This window comes from Paenibacillus sp. SYP-B3998, assembly GCF_010820665.1.
In the GTDB taxonomy this organism is placed as follows: domain Bacteria; phylum Bacillota; class Bacilli; order Paenibacillales; family NBRC-103111; genus Paenibacillus_E.
This window is the reverse complement of sequence record NZ_JAAIKC010000018.1, coordinates 61322-80178: the sequence shown is the minus strand read 5'-3', so window position 1 is coordinate 80178 and position 18857 is coordinate 61322. Positions and strand designations below refer to the sequence as shown.

General features: G+C 42.7%; 16 protein-coding genes, 1 tRNA gene and 1 rRNA gene. 15 read left to right on the top strand and 3 right to left on the bottom strand.

What is annotated here, in order from left to right:
• The first annotated feature begins 4 nt into the window (after positions 1-4).
• The 3 genes from rrf to GK047_RS26505 all read left to right on the top strand — a co-directional run bounded on the left by rrf (position 5) and on the right by GK047_RS26505 (position 564).
• A 5S ribosomal RNA gene (gene rrf, locus GK047_RS26515) occupies positions 5-121 on the top strand.
• A gap of 20 nt (positions 122-141) precedes the next feature.
• Positions 142-218 (top strand) — tRNA-Met (locus GK047_RS26510).
• 94 nt (positions 219-312) lie between these two features.
• A complete protein-coding gene (locus tag GK047_RS26505; protein ID WP_163953391.1) occupies positions 313-564 on the top strand; it encodes a hypothetical protein in 252 nt (83 codons plus the stop codon).
• 90 nt (positions 565-654) lie between these two features.
• Here GK047_RS26505 and GK047_RS26500 read toward each other — a convergent pair whose 3' ends face one another.
• The 3 genes from GK047_RS26500 to GK047_RS26490 are packed head-to-tail and all read right to left on the bottom strand — an operon-like array spanning position 655 to position 4274.
• On the bottom strand, positions 655-1794 hold the full coding sequence (locus GK047_RS26500) for a glycosyl hydrolase family 18 protein (protein WP_163953407.1): 1140 nt from the start codon (positions 1792-1794) through the stop codon (positions 655-657).
• 4 nt (positions 1795-1798) lie between these two features.
• On the bottom strand, positions 1799-2899 hold the full coding sequence (locus GK047_RS26495) for an acyltransferase (RefSeq protein ID WP_163953389.1): 1101 nt from the start codon (positions 2897-2899) through the stop codon (positions 1799-1801).
• 49 nt (positions 2900-2948) lie between these two features.
• Entirely contained in the window at positions 2949-4274 is a 1326-nt protein-coding gene (locus tag GK047_RS26490; protein ID WP_163953387.1) for a glycosyltransferase family 2 protein, read from the bottom strand.
• A gap of 620 nt (positions 4275-4894) precedes the next feature.
• Here GK047_RS26490 and GK047_RS26485 point away from each other — a divergent pair.
• From GK047_RS26485 to GK047_RS26430, 12 genes are all read left to right on the top strand, one after another.
• Complete coding sequence (locus GK047_RS26485) at positions 4895-5962, top strand: aromatic acid exporter family protein (RefSeq protein ID WP_163953384.1); 1068 nt, start codon at positions 4895-4897, stop codon at positions 5960-5962.
• A 177-nt stretch (positions 5963-6139) separates the two neighbouring features.
• Complete coding sequence (locus GK047_RS26480) at positions 6140-6502, top strand: ABC transporter substrate-binding protein (RefSeq protein ID WP_240344285.1); 363 nt, start codon at positions 6140-6142, stop codon at positions 6500-6502.
• A 234-nt stretch (positions 6503-6736) separates the two neighbouring features.
• Positions 6737-7036, top strand: coding sequence for an MFS transporter (locus tag GK047_RS26475; protein WP_240344284.1), 300 nt, complete (start codon positions 6737-6739; stop codon positions 7034-7036).
• A gap of 268 nt (positions 7037-7304) precedes the next feature.
• The gene (locus GK047_RS26470) at positions 7305-9545 is read left to right on the top strand and encodes an EAL domain-containing protein (protein ID WP_163953382.1); all 2241 of its coding nucleotides are present in this window, start codon (positions 7305-7307) and stop codon (positions 9543-9545) included.
• A 10-nt stretch (positions 9546-9555) separates the two neighbouring features.
• Entirely contained in the window at positions 9556-11199 is a 1644-nt protein-coding gene (locus GK047_RS26465; protein ID WP_163953405.1) for a thiamine pyrophosphate-binding protein, read from the top strand.
• Between the two features lie 17 nt (positions 11200-11216).
• On the top strand, positions 11217-11603 hold the full coding sequence (locus GK047_RS26460) for a carboxymuconolactone decarboxylase family protein (RefSeq protein WP_163953380.1): 387 nt from the start codon (positions 11217-11219) through the stop codon (positions 11601-11603).
• 75 nt (positions 11604-11678) lie between these two features.
• A complete protein-coding gene (locus tag GK047_RS26455; RefSeq protein WP_163953378.1) occupies positions 11679-13112 on the top strand; it encodes a stalk domain-containing protein in 1434 nt (477 codons plus the stop codon).
• A 287-nt stretch (positions 13113-13399) separates the two neighbouring features.
• Positions 13400-13939 carry an OsmC family protein gene (locus GK047_RS26450; protein WP_163953376.1) on the top strand — a complete coding sequence of 180 codons (540 nt, stop codon included), beginning with the start codon at positions 13400-13402 and terminating at the stop codon, positions 13937-13939.
• A 118-nt stretch (positions 13940-14057) separates the two neighbouring features.
• A complete protein-coding gene (gene argH, locus GK047_RS26445) occupies positions 14058-15578 on the top strand; it encodes an argininosuccinate lyase (RefSeq protein ID WP_163953374.1) in 1521 nt (506 codons plus the stop codon).
• Positions 15579-15607: 29 nt separating this feature from the next.
• Positions 15608-16537, top strand: coding sequence for an amidohydrolase family protein (locus GK047_RS26440; protein ID WP_163953372.1), 930 nt, complete (start codon positions 15608-15610; stop codon positions 16535-16537).
• A 2-nt stretch (positions 16538-16539) separates the two neighbouring features.
• The gene (locus GK047_RS26435; RefSeq protein WP_240344282.1) at positions 16540-17910 is read left to right on the top strand and encodes an extracellular solute-binding protein; all 1371 of its coding nucleotides are present in this window, start codon (positions 16540-16542) and stop codon (positions 17908-17910) included.
• Complete coding sequence (locus GK047_RS26430; RefSeq protein WP_163953371.1) at positions 17907-18794, top strand: carbohydrate ABC transporter permease; 888 nt, start codon at positions 17907-17909, stop codon at positions 18792-18794. Before GK047_RS26435 ends, GK047_RS26430 begins: the two co-directional genes overlap by 4 nt.
• The last annotated feature ends 63 nt before the right edge of the window (positions 18795-18857 follow it).

Here is an 18857-nt window from a genome sequence, read left to right as displayed (position 1 = left end):
ACTGTTTGGTGATGATGGCGGAGGGGACCCACGCGTTCCCATCTCGAACACGACCGTTAAGCCCTCCAGCGTCGATGGTACTTGAACCGCAGGGTTCTGGGAGAGTAGAACGTTGCCAAGCAGTTTTTCCTTTTTTAACGACGCGGGGTGGAGCAGCCCGGTAGCTCGTCGGGCTCATAACCCGAAGGCCGCAGGTTCAAATCCTGCCCCCGCAACCAATATATTTCTTAGATCAAAATCCACATGCATTTGCTGGTGGTTTTTTTATTTTTTGGTGAATAATTTGCTTCTTAATGAATAGGAGAAAACAAAATGAACAATACTTTATTAGGGAAATATTGCATTGATACCGTCGGATATGCGGTTACGAAAATTGGTGAAATCAAAAAAGTAACCAATCGAACCATTCATGTAGATTGGGGCCATAAAGTGATGGTATATATCAATAAAGATTTTAGATGGGTACCGGTAACGAAAGAAGAAATTGAAAAGAAATACAAGAAGAATAAGTTCTCCCAAGATGCTCTTAATCGAGCCACTTCATTAGGTTTTGTGATCAATTAAACGATAAGGAAAAATAAGCGAAAGGCAGAACTTCAACTTCGAAGTTCTGCCTTTCGCGCAGTAGAGCAGGCTGTGAATGCAAGCGAGCTACTATTTGTTCAGATTATCGGATAAATACTTTACAATGCCATCCTCGGAGTCCTGAGAGTACTCCCAGACCATGGCGCCCGCTAGTTTTTTATCCTTGATGTATTTAATTTTTGCCTTCAAAGCCTCTTGATCTTCATAGGTTATAAAGGTATTGCCATCATATAAATAGGCAGCCTTCGCTGTATCGTCGTAGTATCGCTTAAATCCATCTTGGTCTAAGTATTTTTCCTTAATCGTCTTGTAACTCAAATCTACTTTGTCGATATTGATAGGCTTGCCCAAAGAAAAAGCTCCATCGCTACCCGGCGCATCACTTTTGACTTTCTCCCATCCATAGGAATAGGCTGGAATGCCTAAGAGAAGCTTTTTAGGATCAATGTCATGATCGATAAATAAATTAATAATTCGATCTACGCTAGTTTTACTCTTGTCATTCTTATCTTTATATAAATTCGAATTATAACCTGTCGTATCGGACCAAGCTCCAGTTAAGTCATAGCTCATGACATTAATGAAATCCACATATTTTTCTACTTTTTTGACCTCAACATTTTTGAAATACCAATCTTCGTTCCCAGCAGCAAAGGTTAAATAGTAATTTTTATCTTTACGTGGGAGCCGATCAAGTCTTTCTTTGAGTTCTTTCATCAGATTTGTAAAGTTTTTAGTATCTTCCGTTCTGGCTTTAGTCGTTTCCCATGAATCAAAAGCTGGATATTCCCAGTCAATATCTATCCCATCTAGGTCTAATTCTTTAACCATTTTGACGATATTCTCAGTAAAGTAGTATCGATTTCCATCCAAAGAAGCATCAGAAAATCCATCCGCTTTATAGCCGCCAACGCCAAGTACGAAGTTAGTTTTTTTATTGTTCGCCTTCAGTTTCTTTATATTTTGTTTGATTTCTTCATTTCTAGCAGGGTTTTGGTCAAAATACACATCCGTTTTATTGATTTTGGCAAAAGCGATAATTGCGATATCAATGTTTTTATCTTTGAGATTGAGATCTTTAAAATCTTTCCAAACTGGGATGTACACAGAGGTAACTTTTTTATCTGAATAATTGATATCGTAAAAGTAGATGCCCATACTGACAGCTAAGAGGGCCAGGAAGGCTTTTGTATATAGGCTTATTTTTATCATGTTAACCTCTTCCTCCAAATAGCACATGTGTAATAAATTTATTTAGATTCAAGACTTTAACCGTGATATAGCTGATCGAGAAAATGATGACAACATTGAAAATAAGGGTAAATGTTGTTTGAAGTAAAGTGGCTTCTATTTCAGCTCTTCTAGATACCAATAGTTCAACTAACAAATGAATTAAATAGATACTAAAGCTTGCTTTGGAAATTGAGCTAATCATTTTTTTGATTTTATAATTAAGCTTTTCGCTAATTACGGTTTCTTTTTCTTTAAAGTAAATAAATGTTCCGATAGCCATAAAAAATGTGGTGAGCGAATAATTACCGTAGAACATTTCATCAAGCGTGCCGCTGTATAAGGATGCAAAGTAGGTAGCTACTGGCGTTATGCAAAAGGAGATGATACCTAAGTTAAAGAAAATGTTTTTTGCTTTAAGCGGTATCGTATAGTTAAAGAGATAGTACCCTAATATAAAATATCCGAGATACCCCATGAACAGAGGGATATTGGTTATTGGAATATTGATATATTCGGAGGTTACCCTAAATACGATATCTGAGATGAATTTATAAAAGATACTTATCATAAACCACAATAGCAGATAATATCTTAGATCCTTTTCACTGCAATTTTTAACTAGCTTACTGATCAATGGAACTGTCATATAGATCGCGATGATCGCATATAGAAACCATAAATGGATATAATTTCTATCTGTCATTAAGCCGTAAGCAAAATGGGAGAAAAATTGATAAATGCCCATACTACTTTTTTGTATGAAATATTGGGTGTAAACGGCATAAATGAAAGACCAGCTAACTAAGGAAATGATCAAAGGAAGTACTCTTTTTACATAAAATTGCCGATATGATTTAACTTCTATCCTCAGAATCATAGAACCACTGATCATAAAAAACACGGGAACGGCAAATCTGGCTACAGAATTGAAAAGGTTACTAATCCACCATGATGTTGTATTGAAATCGTTTGTTCTTGTAAGTAAGTCGGCAGTGATATGCAAAATGATAACGGCTATGATGGATAGTATTCTTAAAATATCTATAAATATAATTCGGTTATCTTTAAGTATATGGTTCATAGATATGCCTCCTATATAAGGTTAGTTTGCTAATAGCTGACTGGAGGGATTAACTGATGCTAGAGACTCCTTTTCTTTCAACGAATCCCCAGCCCTCATCATTATCAAAGTATTTAAACGTGCCTACGATATTCATATAAAGCAGTAGATTTCGGTAGGTTAGTAATTCAACCTGGCTAAATACAAACATCTTGATATAATCTTTAAAGGAATAGTTGCTGCCAAATTTTTTACATAAATAGAGAGCAATTCCGATCTGTAAGGCATTGATGAATAAAGTTACTAACAGTAGCATTACAGCGCTCATTAAATTTGTACCTAGAAAGAGGGCTTGTATAAGATAGAATATGGTTGTAAATGCGGTTAATGTACCTAGAACAAAACCATCAATCGCAAAGAAGAGACTGACACCAACGCTAAACTTTTGAGATAGTCTGGACCAATAGATTAATATGCAATCTACAAATGCTTTTTGCCAACGTATTCTTTGCTTATAGAAGTTGATTAAGTTTTCTGGACATTCTGTGTAGCATACGGCTTCTGGCGCGTATACGAGCTTTTTATCCAAGTTATTGGCTTTCATGTACTCGTGAATTTTCAAGGTGATATCAATGTCTTCACCCACAGTGCTTCTAAACCCATTTACGTCTACCAAGATATTTTTATAAAAAGCTCCGAATGCGCCTGAAATAACGACAATAGAATTAAAAGCAGATTGCGTTAGCTTTCTAACATAGAAGCCATGAATATAACTGATGACTTGGCTTTTTATTATACCTTTTCCTGTGAATTTCTCTACGATAACGCCGTTCTTTTTTTCAGCGCCCTGAACGATCTTTACAGTGCCGCCTAAAGCGATGACTTGTTCATCATGGAAATATTGGTTCACATATTTAAGCGAGTTAACTTCTAGCATGCTATCCGCGTCAAGTGTAATCACAATATCAGCATCTGCGCAATCAATGCCAGCGTTTAGAGAATCTGCTTTTCCGCCATTAAATTTATCGATTACAAATATATAATTATATTTCTTGGAATGGTAGAATCCCTTAATAGCAGCGTACTTGAGCTTACCGTCTGCTTGTCGATCACTAATCTCTAAATCCAAAAGCTCATTTAACTTCTGTAAAGTTTGATCCTTTGAACCGTCATTAATAATGATGACTTCATAGTTGCTGTAGTGTAAGCCCTCCATTGCATCTATACAATTCTTAATCGTGAGCTCCTCATTATAAGCAGGAACTAAGACCGATATAGATTTTTCTGGAAGATCACTGTTTAAGGTCTTAACTTTACTGAAAAATAAGGGGATGATCATGTAAAGAAGTTGAAATCCGATAAAAATGATTGTTGACATGTAAAAAAAGTACTGCATAGGCTCACTCCTTTTCTCTATTTTAAGTTAGCATTTCTACAAATTAGACTGCTCTCCAGGCAGCTTAATTCGACACTAAAGCCGGGCAAGTACATCTGCCGACTAATCCAGACCCACCTCGTGTCAGGTAGGTCGTCTCATCGCGTCCAAATGATCGGATGATGGGAACTAAATGGGTTCGCTATAATAACCACCTTTCGGAGTAATTAATAATCAATAATAGTAAAAAAAGTTAAAAATAGCAACGTTTGAAAGCGCTTGTAATTGTTAATTTTTCAATAACCAAGTTATATTTTGTATTTCTGACATAACATTCATTTGCATTTTGTAGGATGAAAAATGAAGGAAACGATATATTAATGGAGATATATTGAGTAAATAGTGCATTTTAAGCGAGAAAATTGTTGTATTTTCTGATGCCCCTTTTCAGCAGTGCAATGCGCGCATCGGGTGGTCAATCTATGTGATGAAGGAAATTGAAACTAGCAAAACGTATGTTGGATATTGAGGGTATTAGGCAAAAATTGGAACCTCTTTAGCAAGGGATCAATCTTTTTGCATCAAGGGCCGCACCTGTGTAAGATAAGACTTAGTGAAAGAGCGGATAAGGGGGAGCTTTAGTGGTTTTCGGTGCACGTGTTTGGAAAACAGGAATAGCTGTTGCATTGGCTTTATATATCAGCGCTTGGCTGAATTTTACTCCACCTGTTATTGCGGCGGTAGCGGCTATTTTTGCCATGCAGCCTTCGATATATCGTTCTTGGCGCTATTTCTTGGAGCAACTGCAAACAAATATTCTTGGAGCTGCGTTAGCGTTGTTGGCTGGTATGTTTTTCTCTAATAATGTGATAGCGATTGGAATCGTTTGTATTCTCGTCATCATTATTTGTTTAAGGATGGGCATGGAGGAGACCATAGGGCTTACCTTGGTAACGGTTGTCGCTGTGATGGAGGCTTCAGGCGAATGGCAGTTTGCGGTTAATCGATTTTTGTTAAGCTTAATTGGAATTGGCTGTGCGTTCTTGATCAATGTCCTTTTCTTTCCTCCAAAGCCGAGGGAACAGTTCGCTGCACAAATTGAGACTGCATTCGGTAAAATGTCGCTTCTCTTAAGAACGGTTATTTCCAATGAAATGAAGGAAACGGTATTTAGGGAAGAGAAAGAAAGTTTACAGGGCGCTTTGAATTCTTTAGCCGGTAAATACAAGCTCATGGAAGAAGAAGTGAAAAAGCTTAAGCGCAACAGATTCAGTCACATTCGTCACTTAGTTATCTACAAGCAAAAACTGCTTGTTATGAACAAAGGGCTTGAAGTATTAGAAGCTGTGGATGAACATTATTTCCAAGCTACTCGTACACCACAGATCGATGTGTATTTCGATGAACATTTGGAGAAATTGAGCAAGTATCATGAGCATGCGCTGTTAAAGTTTGACGATAAACTCAAGGCAGACAGTAACGAGGGAGTGGACATTGAAGCTGAGAACGAGCTCTTCATGACCAGGCTCATTGAACGCTATAATGAAAGGCCAGCCGGTATGCTTCGGCTATCCGTCGTCGCGGCGGCGATGTACGATTATGGGTATCAGGTGGCCAGATTGGATAAACTCGTGGAGCATTATCATCGCGGGGAAACGGAGGAAAAGGAACCGTTCGATCTGTTGTTAAAAAGCATTAGATTAAAATAGCATGCACGTAGGTAAGAAAGGCCTCCTTTGCTTCAGATTGGATCTGAAGCAAAGGGGGCTCTTTGTTATCTCATAAAATGGCCGCGATTGTCATTCAATTTGCCAACTTGGATAGATAATTCCAATTCTGTAATTGAAAAATTCTATTAGACAGTATTAAGAAGCCTGCTGCTCATATTGAACGAAAAATTTGAGTTTCTGCCTAAGCTAGCCCAATCGGTTGAAACGAAGGATAACCAGACATTTACCGTGAAATTGAATCCGGCGGCCAAATGGAATGACGGACAGCCGTTCACGACGGCTGACGTGGCGTTTACGCTGAAGACAGCTCTTCATCCGAAGGTTGAGACCAATTTTAAGCTAATTTTCATTGAGGGCTTAAACGCTGCCGGTAAGCTTGACGAAGGGAAGACGGAGATTAGTGGCCTGAAGATTGTAGATGTCAAGACATTTGAAGTGAGAACGAAGACGCCAGTGGACCCGCTTATTTTCAAAGAACGCTTCGGTACCAAAGTATTTTTTTGCCACAGCATATTTTGAAAGATGTAGCACCCGACCAGTTGTCCACGAATGCTTATTTTCAAAAGCCTGACGTTACCATAGGTGCATTCAAATTTGCTAATTTCGCCTAGCATTACTAGCACGATCGTCAAGCTGCATGAATACAGCGAAGGCGCCTACGTCCACAAGGATTACCACCGATCCGTTGAGGCTAGCAATTATCTGGGGAGTTATCGGATAACGTATTGGTTATGATAAAACGCTTCTCATTGGATGAATAGGCGGGGGGATCGGCAATTTTCTGCAGTTAGGTTATTTTTGCAGGCCGTTTATCCGGCTTTGAATGCACTTATTGTCACAAGTACGCAAGCTGACTTCAGGGGCAGGGCAATTAGCTTGAATCAAACGTCGAATCAGCTCGGTATGATGGCAGGTCCGCTGCTTGGTGGCATACTCGGCGGTTGGATTGGCATTCAATTGGTCTTTCTGATTACAGGCGTGACGCTGCTTGGAGCAGCGCCGGTGATGAAATTGCTTAGCTCTAAGCGTATTGATCAGACTTTACCTGATTAATCGCTTGGAATGTATGTAACCAAATTAATCCTAAATGGACCAGCCAATTTCAGTAGTGAAATTGGTTGGCCTTTTCTATTTGCGCAGCAAATGGTTTACAGAGCTGACATGATCCGTTAATGTTAACTTTTGTTACTCGAAATAGGAAGAAATAAATTGACAAAATTTGATATTCATTGACATAATGAAAAAGAAGCGATAAAATACGGAGTTTTTAGACTTTTATGTGTTTTATTTGTACTCTTTTATGGTAGAGAAGAGGGATCTGATGAATAACGAAACTTGGATTGCGGAATCGAAGGAGAGATGTGTGAAGCTTGGTATCAATCCTTGTGCAATCCCCACATTTTCCAAGTTCTTAACAGAAGCAGAATTGGACCAAAAAAGAAATGAGTATGAAGAGATTTTATCTGTTATTAATTTCTTTGTTCATAAAATGTTGGAACTGATGAAGGGGATTCCTTTACTCATCATGATTTCTGATGAAAAGGGCTGCGTGCTAGAGATGGCTGGAGACGAAGCTATCAAAAGTGTGGTCAATGAGTCGGGAATTCAAGTAGGCCTTGTATTTAAGGAACATGAAGCAGGAACCAATAGTATTAATCTAGCTTTATCGCATCGTCATCCTTTTCAACTCGTTGGTGACGATCACTTTTTTAAATTTCTGACATCCTCTGCTTGTTATTCGGTTCCCTTCCAATATACAGATATATCCAATTTATTAGGTACAATTACGATTATGACGACAATTGATCAACATAATCCGTTTTTATTAGCGATGTTGTGTACCGTAGTAGATTCGATTGAGAGAGAACTCCTACTGAAAAAGCAAAACATCCGATTACATATCTTGAATCAAGTCGTCATTGAAACGACAAGAAATGGGATTATTATTACAGATCGTGAAGGCAAGATCACGGAATATAACAAATTTGCTGAGATTTTAACCGGTTCGATGAAACAAGATGTTATCCATCAATCGATCTCCGATGTGAAAACGAGACATTTCATCAACGAGGTTTTACACAGGGGAAAAGAATACGAAGATATTGAATTGATGTTGAAGCCAAGTAAGGATCATGAAGAACTTGTTTGTTTATTCGATGCTTTTCCTATTCATGATGAGAATATGCAGATTATGGGTGCATTTGCGCAGTTTCGTGATATAACTGAGCGCTATCATACACAGAAGCAAATTAATTATCTGGCCTATCATGACGATTTGACTGGATTACCGAACCGCAGGTTTTTTGCCCATCATGTTGATAATTTGCTTAAGCACGGCGCACAAGATAACAGTATCTTTGCAATCATGTTTCTGGATCTGGATAGTTTCAAAAAAATCAATGATACACTGGGACACAATAACGGAGATACGCTTCTGAAATTGGTCGCAGATCGTCTACTCATTTGCTGCAAGGCTCCTAATCAATTGGTTTCCAGAATGGGTGGGGATGAGTTCACGATCCTTTTGCAGGAGATTACTGATCATATAGATGCCATTGATGTTGCAGAAGAGGTTATTAAAGCGTTCGAGGCACCCTTTGCTGTGGATGGCTATGAATTCTACATTACAGCAAGTATAGGTATCTCCTTCTACCCGCATGATGGTAATAATGCCGAAACCCTCATGAAGAACGCAGACATTGCTTTGTACCGAGCGAAAGATGAAGGGAAGAACAATTTCGCGATCTTCAAGCCTACTCATAATAGCGGTGGTCTTGAACGACTTACACTCGAAAACTCTATTCGTAAAGCGCTTCAATTAGGGGAATTTGTCTTGTATTACCAGCCTCAAATCAATCTGCATACCGGAGAAATCATTGGAACCGAAGCGCTGGTTCGTTGGAGGCATCCGACCCTTGGATTAATTCCGCCTGCTAAGTTCATTCCGATAGCGGAAGAGACAGGACTTATCGTTCCTCTTGGTGAATGGGTGCTTAGAACGGCGTGCCGTCAGAATCAGATTTGGAGGGAAAAAGGGTTCAAGCCGATTAAAGTGTCAGTCAATATTTCCACGCGACAATTCTCAAAGCAGAATTTAGTGGGGACGATCAAAAAGATTTTGTTAGAAACTCAGTTGGATCCGCAATACTTAGAGCTTGAGATTACAGAGTCAATGACCATGAACGTTGAAATAGCGATCGAAATTCTTAGTAAACTAAAAGAGCTTGGCATACGCATTTGTATCGATGATTTTGGGACAGGTTATAGTAATCTCTATTATTTGAAATTGTTCTCCATCGATCGCCTTAAGATTGATCAATCGTTTGTTCGAGATATTATGACGGATACCAATGACGCGGATATTGTAGCGACGATTATAGCTATGGCTCATAAATTAGGCATCGATGTGATTGCTGAAGGTGTGGAAACGAAAGATCAATTAAACTTCTTGAGCAGTCAAAGCTGCCATGAGGTGCAAGGATTCTATTATCACCCTCCTTTACCTGCGGATCACATTGAACAGCTATTTGTAAGAAGCATAGCAACGAAAACTAACTCGTAAAGGTGACATGATGAAAAAGAGAGTATATACCATACTGGTTGAACATTTTAAAAACTGGGGCATTGATCATGTATTCGGCATCCCGGGCAAGTCCATATCCCCCCTTATGTTGGAACTGGATAATTTCGGAATTGAATATGTGTTAGGACGGCATGAGACGGGCAGCGGATTCGAGGCTTCCGGTTATGCGTTAGCTAGGAAAACGATCGGGATCGCTATTGGCACGTCTGGCCCGGGTGGAACGAATCTCATCACGGCAGCCGGACAGGCGAAGGAATTTCAGCTTCCAGTTCTGTTTATTACGGGACAGCCATCTATGCAAGAGACAGGACGAGCATTAAGTCAGGATTCAAGCCAATTCGGAACGGATTTGGTTAAAATGTTCGAGCCCGTTACCTTATTCAGCGCGCGTATTGAGCGAGGAGATCTGCTCCCTTTGTATCTTAAGCATGCGCTGGAGAAAGCATACGTTGGCGAAAGAGGACCTGTACATTTATGCATCCCTTTTGATGTGTTGATGGAAGAAGTGGAGCCGTTCTATCTTCCTTTGCCCGACAATATATCCCCTGCTGTGTCACCGGACATCGGCAAGGCGATTACTTTGCTTAACGAGGCGAAGAAACCGGTTCTATTCCTTGGAAAAGGCGCTGTCATTTCGGAGGTTTATTCAGAGCTGCGAATAATTGCCGAGCATTGGGGTATTCCTGTCGTTACCACACCAGGTGGTAAAGGGGCTATTCCAACGAAGCATCCATTGAACCTTGGCGGTTATGGGCTTGGAGGCTCAAAGGCTGCAACGGAATATATGAAATCGGGCATTGATTTAATGATTGTCGTGGGAAGCAAGTTGTGCGACATGTCTTTGTCCGGCTTTACGGCGGACATGCAGCCTGGTAAAGTTTTGCAGTTTGAATATGACCTTACTTTTGCAGGTAAAACGATTCAGGCCCCGACGCAGGTTATTCTTGGGGACATCCGTTACAACCTAGCACAACTAGTTCAGATAAGCGGAGCCTCCGCTAAAGACCATGAACGGCTTATAGACAACGAACAAGTGGCGGCAGCATCTACGGCAGCGGCAGGCTTAATGTCAGCCGGAAAGGCATTTAGGGCGCTGCGTGATGTGCTTCCAAAAGACGCTATCGTATTTGGCGATGCTGGCAGTCACTCCTTTCATGCAGTTCAAAACTTTGAAATTATCGAGCCTGGAACATTTTATTTAGACGAAGTATTCATTGCGATGGGAGCGGCAATTGGTTATTCGATTGGAGCTCAAATTGCAAATCCGAACCGTCCGATCGTCTGTGTAACCGGTGATGGATGCATCATGATGCATGGAACCGAGATTTCCACAGCTGTGAACCATGGCGCTTCAGTCATTTTCTTCGTTCTGAATAACGGGCGATTAGATATGGTGGACAAGGGAATGTCATACAATACAGGCCGATCCGTTGGCGCAGTTTATGAAAAGCCGTTGGATGTCAGCTTATTTGCTCAGTCTATGGGAGCAATCGCCTACCGCTGTCATGAAGCAGATGAAATTAAGTCAGCGGTACAAGCAGCTTTGCAATCTAATGCGACTACGGTTATCGAAGTTATGGTAGATCCTTTAGAAATCCCACCGATTCTTACAAGATTACTAAGCTTAGATTAAAGCTAACGGAGGTAGACATGGAGGACAATCGTTACGATAAAGGCATAGAAGTACTAGGTAAAATGGTTGATGAAGAGGTTTTGAATAAAACAATTAACTGGGTTAAGCAGTTTAGTCCAGATATTGCTAATCTCATCGTCGAGATCCCTTTCGGCACGATCTATTCTCGTCCGGGACTTACCTTACAGCAGAGAAGCTTGATGACCATTACTGCTCTGATTACGACAGGCGCCTCGAATCAGCTTGACTTTCATATTCATGGCGCCCTCAATGTTGGGTTAACTCCACAAGAAATCATTGAAGCGATCATCCATACGATTTCTTACTCAGGATTTCCTAAAGCCGTTGATGCTGTGGCTGTTGTGATGAAGGTATTTAAAGAGCGTGGAATAACGTTAGATTAATGTGCGGTCAGGCAGATAACCAAACCCTCATCCGTCAAGGAGGATGAGGGTTTGTCATAAGAGGAGATAACAGATTTGAAACTCGACATCATTAAATTAACGGCATTAACAGTAGGTTTGCTGGTCGGCAGCGCAAATTATGCTTTCGCAGCGGATGACCCGGTTGTCCATGAACAGCGGAAGGTGGCCTACAAGGGAAATTCATATTCGCTGGATCTTATTCGAGTGGATTTGAAAAACCCCACCATTCAAGTGAAGGCAGTTGCCGCTAATCATGAAGTAGGCAGCGTTCAAGCTTTTAGCGAGATGATGTCGGAGAATGAGGCCGTGGTTGGCATTAACGGGACTTTCTTCGATGCCTTTACTGCGGATATTGAGTACCGAACACCCTATGGCATACTCATGAACAACAATGATTTATTTTATGGTGGGGATAAGGAAACATCACTTACAGTGTCGACTGATAAAACTGCCTCTGTCCAACGTTTAGCCATTAGCAGCTCGGTGCAAGCGGGAAGATTCGGTTCCCAATTAAACGGAGTAGATCTCTATTACGGGGATCAAGCAGGAGGAGCATGGGTTTTTACCAAGGATTACGGGGATGTGGCAGATGAACCGGGGATCAAAATCACTATTGGGGAAGATATGAAGGTGAAATCGATTTCCGATCAAGCGGTCATTATTCCTTCTGGAGGTAAAGTTCTACTACTCTCTACGGATCATAGCTTAGAGCAAGTGTCTAAGCAGATCAAGGTAGGGGATAAGTTCAGTATGAGTCAATCCGTTGCCGATCTGGATACTAAACAGACCTCTGCCTTAGCGAACTACCAACTAGCCATTGGCGCAGGGCCAAAACTGTTGACAGGAGGGAACGTGGATATAGATTTCGAAAGAGATCGATTCAATGATCCGCTTGTAACTTCCCAATCTAATGTGCGAAGCTTTGCTGGCGTTGATGAGAAGGGTCGTCTTGTCATGGGGACGATTTCTTACAGCACGATTGAGCAAATGGCTAATGTGCTGCAGCAGGTCGGGATGACGGATGCCATTAATCTGGATGGTGGCGCGAGTTCTGCGCTGTTTTATAAAGGAAAGCTCCTTCGTAAGCCAGGTCGACTGCTCAGTAATGCGCTCATTGTGCAGCAGACGGATAAACCTCGCGTGCAGTTGAATGTAAATGGTCAACTTACAGGCAGCAAAACAGGATACATCCAAGATGAGCTGACGATGGTGCCATTTCGTGTGCTGCTTAATCGCATGAACGCTGAATATCACTGGCAATCAGAGGATTCCAGTCTGCATATTACGAAAGGAAAGCTGAAGGTCGATCTTCAACTAGGCAGCTCTACGGCTATGGTAAATGGTCAGCCAGTGCTGATGGACATGGCACCACAAATTGTAGAGGGCCGGATGTTTGTACCGCTGCGTTTTATTGCCGAGTCACTAGGAGCTAAGGTGGAGTGGGACAACAGCTTGTATAGGGCTACTGTGAAGTTCGCGGAGGGCTAGTAAGGTTTGAAAACGCGTCACATCCTATTTTGGATGGAGCGCGTTTTTTTGCATTCGCTCTTGGATGGCAGAGGGGATTGACGCTAAAAGAAGACGCGAGAACAACGCACATAAGGCTTAGCACAGCCGCATCCGCTGCAACGGCTCTACTCGGATGTACGTTTTGGCTCACACAATTCTCTATCAATGATAAATGAAACTTATTGACGTGTATTTGTAATAATGTTAACATAAATTCAAGTAATTCCTAGTATATCTATAGGAATTAAGAAAAGGAGGGGTGCAGATTGTCAACACTCAATGAATTTTTGGTACAGAAGAAAGAAGCTGCTTTGGCTAAGTTGGAGAAGGCGCAGCAGCAGTCAGACGTCAAGTCAGAAAGGTACTATGCGCGTGCTAGAGCGCTCGGGCGCAGCGGTGTAAGGGAGATTCGCATACGAGATTTCCAAGTCATCAGCGATAGTCCAACTGATTTCGCAGGATATAACCTCGGTCCCAATTCACCTGAGCTCCAGCTAGGTGTCCTTGGGAGCTGCTTGACGCATATTACGCTCATCCAGGCAGCTGTTCGTGGCGTTTCTCTTGAATCTCTAGAAGTTGAAATTTCAGGGGATTTGCACCCACTTGCTGGACAGCTTGGCTATGAGAGCATCCCTGTTTATCCGCACAATATCAGTTATCAGATTCATATTGTTTCAAACGAATCGTCGGAAACGATTAACGCTTTGCATGAAGAAATTGAACGGGTGTGCCCGATATATAATTTATTGAAAAATCCGCAAGACATACAAGGGGAAGTTGTCCTCTCTAAGCCGTTGGCTGATTAGGGTGAATACGCTGCGAGAAGCAATTAAATATTAACGTTGACCGGTAAACCGGAGACCGCACATTAGGATGCGAATCTCGGGTTTTTTTTGATTCTATTATTGATGAGGAGACTCTGCCATGAGAGACCGAGAACATATTTTCAAAGAGGAAGGCGAGCTATTTCCTGGAAAAACGTACGTTGAAGCCGTGCTAGCTCCAGCTTTTGATCAGGCTAAAAGAGAATTACTTCCTCCCATGATGGCGATTCATAAAGCTCATCTCATCATGCTCAAAGAACAGGAGCTCGTTGCGGATGCAGATGTCAATCTGATCGCCGCTGCTTTGCAAAAGATAGATTTGGATGATTTGAGGAAAGCGGAGTACACGGGACGATTCGAAGATTTATTTTTTCAAGTGGAGCATGAGCTGCTGGAGATCGCCGGGGATGCCGCAGGCAATCTGCACATTGCCAGAAGCAGGAATGATATGGGCATCGCCGTTTATCGAATGGTGCTGCGAGATAAGCTGCTCAAGACAATTGTAGCGGGTCTGAGCTTGCAGATCAGCTTGATCCACACTGCTGAAGAAAATAGAGAGACGCTGATGATCGGCTATACGCATACTCAGCAGGCGCAGCCAACCACGCTCGCTCATTATTTGGTTGCTGTGATTGATGTGCTCGATAGGGATATCAAGCGGCTGCAAGTTGCTTATGCGAATAATAATCGTAGTCCGATGGGAGCGGCGGCATTGACGACGACCGGTTTCAATATAAGCAGAGATCGCGTTCGTGAGCTGCTCGCTTTTGATGAACTCGTGGAAAATTCTTACGATGCTGTAGCGGGTGTTGACTATGCTGGAGAAACAGCAGCAGCGGTCCAGCTAGCCGCAATAAATCTGGGACGGTTCGTGCAGGAATTATTGCTTTGGTGTACACAGGAATTCGACGCTATTCGCGTTGCGAACCCCTATGTGCAAGTAAGCTCTATTATGCCGCAGAAGCGTAATCCGGTATCCGTCGAGCATGCGCGATCACTGCTATCCTCAATCGTTGGTAATGCGCAGACGGTGCTGACAATGATCCATAACACGCCGTTCGGCGACATTGTTGATACGGAAGACGATATGCAGCCGTATCTGTGGAAAAGCTTGGAGACGCTGGATCAGGTCTATCGTCTGCTCGCGGTCGTCATCGGTACGCTGGAGGTTAATAAAGAGAAACTTCGTCGTCGTACAGAAGCAAGCTTTGCTGTTGTGACGGAGTTAGCGGATACGCTAGTTCGTAGTGAGGGATATTCCTTTCGTACCGCACATCATGTTGTCGGAATCGTCGTATCTACTGCACAAACGCAAGCCCTTGCAGCTAGTGAAATATCCTTGGGGCTTGTCGCTGAAGCGGCCAAAGCGGTTAGTGGTAAGGAGCTGCTTTTGCAGGAAAACGAGCTGCGAAGGGCACTGGACCCTGAGCAATTCGTGCGCATACGCACACATCAGGGAGGCCCGAGCCCAGAAGAGATAGCGCGCGCTTTGCATGTGAGGGGGGCGCGGCATGCAAAGCAAGTGCGTTGGACCGAGTTGGTAGGCGAGGCCGTCCAAGGTAAGTTAGCTGCGTTGGATGCTTATATCCAACAGCGGAGTCAGAATGGGAATGAACAATAGAAGATATTTCATTCAAGGAGGCGGGGCAGATGTTCTCGGGACAATTTAGGGTATTTGATATCCATGGTCATCTCCCTTACCCTATCCATTTCGTTGAACGAAATGAAATAATAAGCCATTATGGCCGAGCTCGTTCTGAACGGATGCGGTTAACCTGGGATTTCCCGCATCCCAATCAGACAAGTAAGACGGATACGAGTAAACCGCTTGTGGAGCGTTGGATCGAGGAGTTAGATAAGTATAATATTGGCGGTTTGAATTTCCTTACGGCCGATAATAACGATGAATTGGCGGCGCAAATCAAGCTATTTCCAGATCGCTTTACCGGTTTCGCACATCATTCCATTGAGCGTGAGGATGCTGCGGATGAGCTGCGCAGAGCGGTTGATGAGCTAGGGCTGCGTGGGTATAAACTTTTTGGACCACTTGTTAATGTCCCTTTCCATGATCCGATGCTAACGCCAGTTTGGGAGGTTGCGGCGAGCCGCAAACTGCCCGTGCTTATTCACTTCGGCGTGCTTGGCCATACGGGGGGGATTGTTGAGCATCAAAACATAAATCCTTTGGCAATTTTCAATGTGGCGCGCGCCTATCCGGAAATTCCGTTTATCGTTCCGCATTTCGGTGCGGGGTATTTCAAAGAGCTGCTCCAGTTATGTTGGAGCTGTCCCAACGTCCATATTGATACTTCCGGCTCCAATCAATGGACTCGTTGGATGCCCTATGAGCTGACATTGGAGACATTATTTCGTAAAACCTACGAATTGATCGGTCCGGAACGCATGATATTCGGGACGGATTCATTCGGGTTTCCACGCGGTTACGTGTACCGGTATTTGCAAGACCAAGTGAGGGTTTGTCGCGACCTCAATATGAGAGAGAACGATATTGAGCTCATTTTCGGGAACAATGCAAGACGATTGTTACAAATACAAGTTAGCAGCGAAAGGGAGATCTAACAATGAGCAGCAAACGATTCCATATGGGGAGCTCACAGGCCGTTTCGGCTGTTGTACTAGCCTCTGCTCTAGCGATAACGGGGTGTTCTACCACTGGTTCCCAAACGGTCTCTTCGTCCAAAGTGCCCTCCACCCCAGCAGGAAGCGCGGCTCCGGGAGCGTCGACTAAGAGCGTAGAACCTGTAACGATTGAATACTGGCAGTACACGTTCCCAACAAAAGTGGACTTGGTCAATGAACTTATCCTAGAGTTTCAAAAGCTACATCCCCACATAACGGTGAAACAAACGAACTTTCCCTATGATCAATATAACGAGAAGGTAGCTACACTTGTACCCGCTGGAAAAGGGCCTGATATCATCAATCTTTACTACGGTTGGATTCCCAAATATGTACAATCGGGTTACCTACAACCGCTTCCTGAGAAAGGCTTCTCCGAAGCTGATCTGAAAAAAGACTTCTTCCCGGTTGTCGAAGCTGGGAAAATCAACGGCAAATATTGGGCAGTTCCAACAGCTGTAAGAACTCTAGCGCTCTACTATAATAAAGATTTATTTAAGGCAGCCGGTCTTGATCCAAACAAGCCGCCGGCCACTTGGGATGAACTGATTGATTATGCTAAAAAGCTCACGCAGCGCGATTCAAAAGATCAGCTTGTCGTAGAAGGCTTAACTTGGCAGCCGAATTCGCAGCTTCATCACTGGTATCGTGATGCGCTCATTTATCAAGCAGGAGGCAAGGATACGTCTGACGATCACAAAAAATATTTGTGGAACGATACGCCTGCTGGGCTTGAAGCCTTTAAATTTCTAACCGATATTCCCGTTGTGCATAAAGTAGGCCAAAAGGATTTCTATGAGACGGATATTAATGCATTTAAGAAAGGGCTCGCGGCGATTACGATAGACGGATCTAACGTACTCGCCAGTATTCGGAAGGATGCGCCAACGATTAATTTTGGCACCGCACCTTTACCAGCTAATCAAGCAAAGGCTACGCAATCTTCCTATTGGGCGAACGCGATTACTAAAGGGGTTTCCGATAAGAAGCTAGAGGCTGCAACGGATTTTCTAAAGTTTTTGACGAGCAAGGAAGTAGAAGAGAAATGGGTGGAAAAAGTAGGGGAATTACCTGCTAAGAAAGAGGTTGCCAGTCAGGATAAATATGCGAAAGATCCGATTCTAGGGCCGTTTATTCAACAACTGCCTGATGCACATGCTCATTTCTTCGTAGATGAGGTGAAGGAGCGCGATAATTTCGTTGAGGCGACGGATAAAGTGGTGCTGAATAAAACGGATGCGAAAACAGCGTTTGAAGAGCTCGTGAAAAAGAACCAACAGCTCTATGATGAATATTGGAGCAAACAAAAATGAAGCTGAAATATAACCATCAGCGCTATGTATTCATATACGGATGCTTATTGATTCCGTTGCTATTCTTTCTGCTCGTGCGAATTTTGCCCATTTTTTACTCGTTCAATGTTAGCTTTCATGAGTGGGATCTATTGTCAGAAACAAAGCCTTTCGTTGGGTTAAACAATTTTAAATTTGTTCTTCAGGACGAAGATTTCCATGCTTCGCTGCGAAATACGTTCATTTATGTCTTTGTCGGTGTGCCGGGCCAACTTCTTGTTGGCCTGATCGTGGCTTTGCTGCTGCAACGGATCACCCGTTTACGAGGTCTGTTTCGAACCCTATATTTTATTCCTTATGTCACAAGCATTGTAGCGGTCAGTTGGGTGTTTCGCTGGATCCTAATGCCTAACGGAGCCGCCAATAGCATTTTGCTACAACTAGGATTGTCCCCGCAATTGTTCCTTGGCACACCGGATCAGGCGATCTACGTTATTATTGGTACGATGATTTGGCAAGCTATCGGGTTCCAGATGCTTGTTTTTCTTACAGGCTTGGAGGGGATTCCCACGCTGTACTATGAAGCTGCGGAAATTGACGGAGCGGGCTCATGGCAGAAATTCAGGAAGATCACACTCCCCTTACTGAATTCGACGATCGTCTTTTCGGTGGTTATCGCAAGCATTAACTTCCTGCAGACGTTTACACAGGTGAAAAATATGAGCCCAGGCGGTACGGGAGGTCCTCTTGACTCAACGAAAACGCTAGTTTTGTACATTTATCAGCTGGCCTTCAAGAGTTACAAGATGGGAGAGGCGGCGGCGGCGACAGTCCTTTTATTCGCGATTATCCTTGTGCTCTCTCTCATTCAATTGAAAGTGTTAAGTAAGAAGGTTGAATACTAAACTAAACTCTCTTGAATCTCACGGAAAAAGCTTATCTTTAGCAGATCTATGGGGGACTAAGGA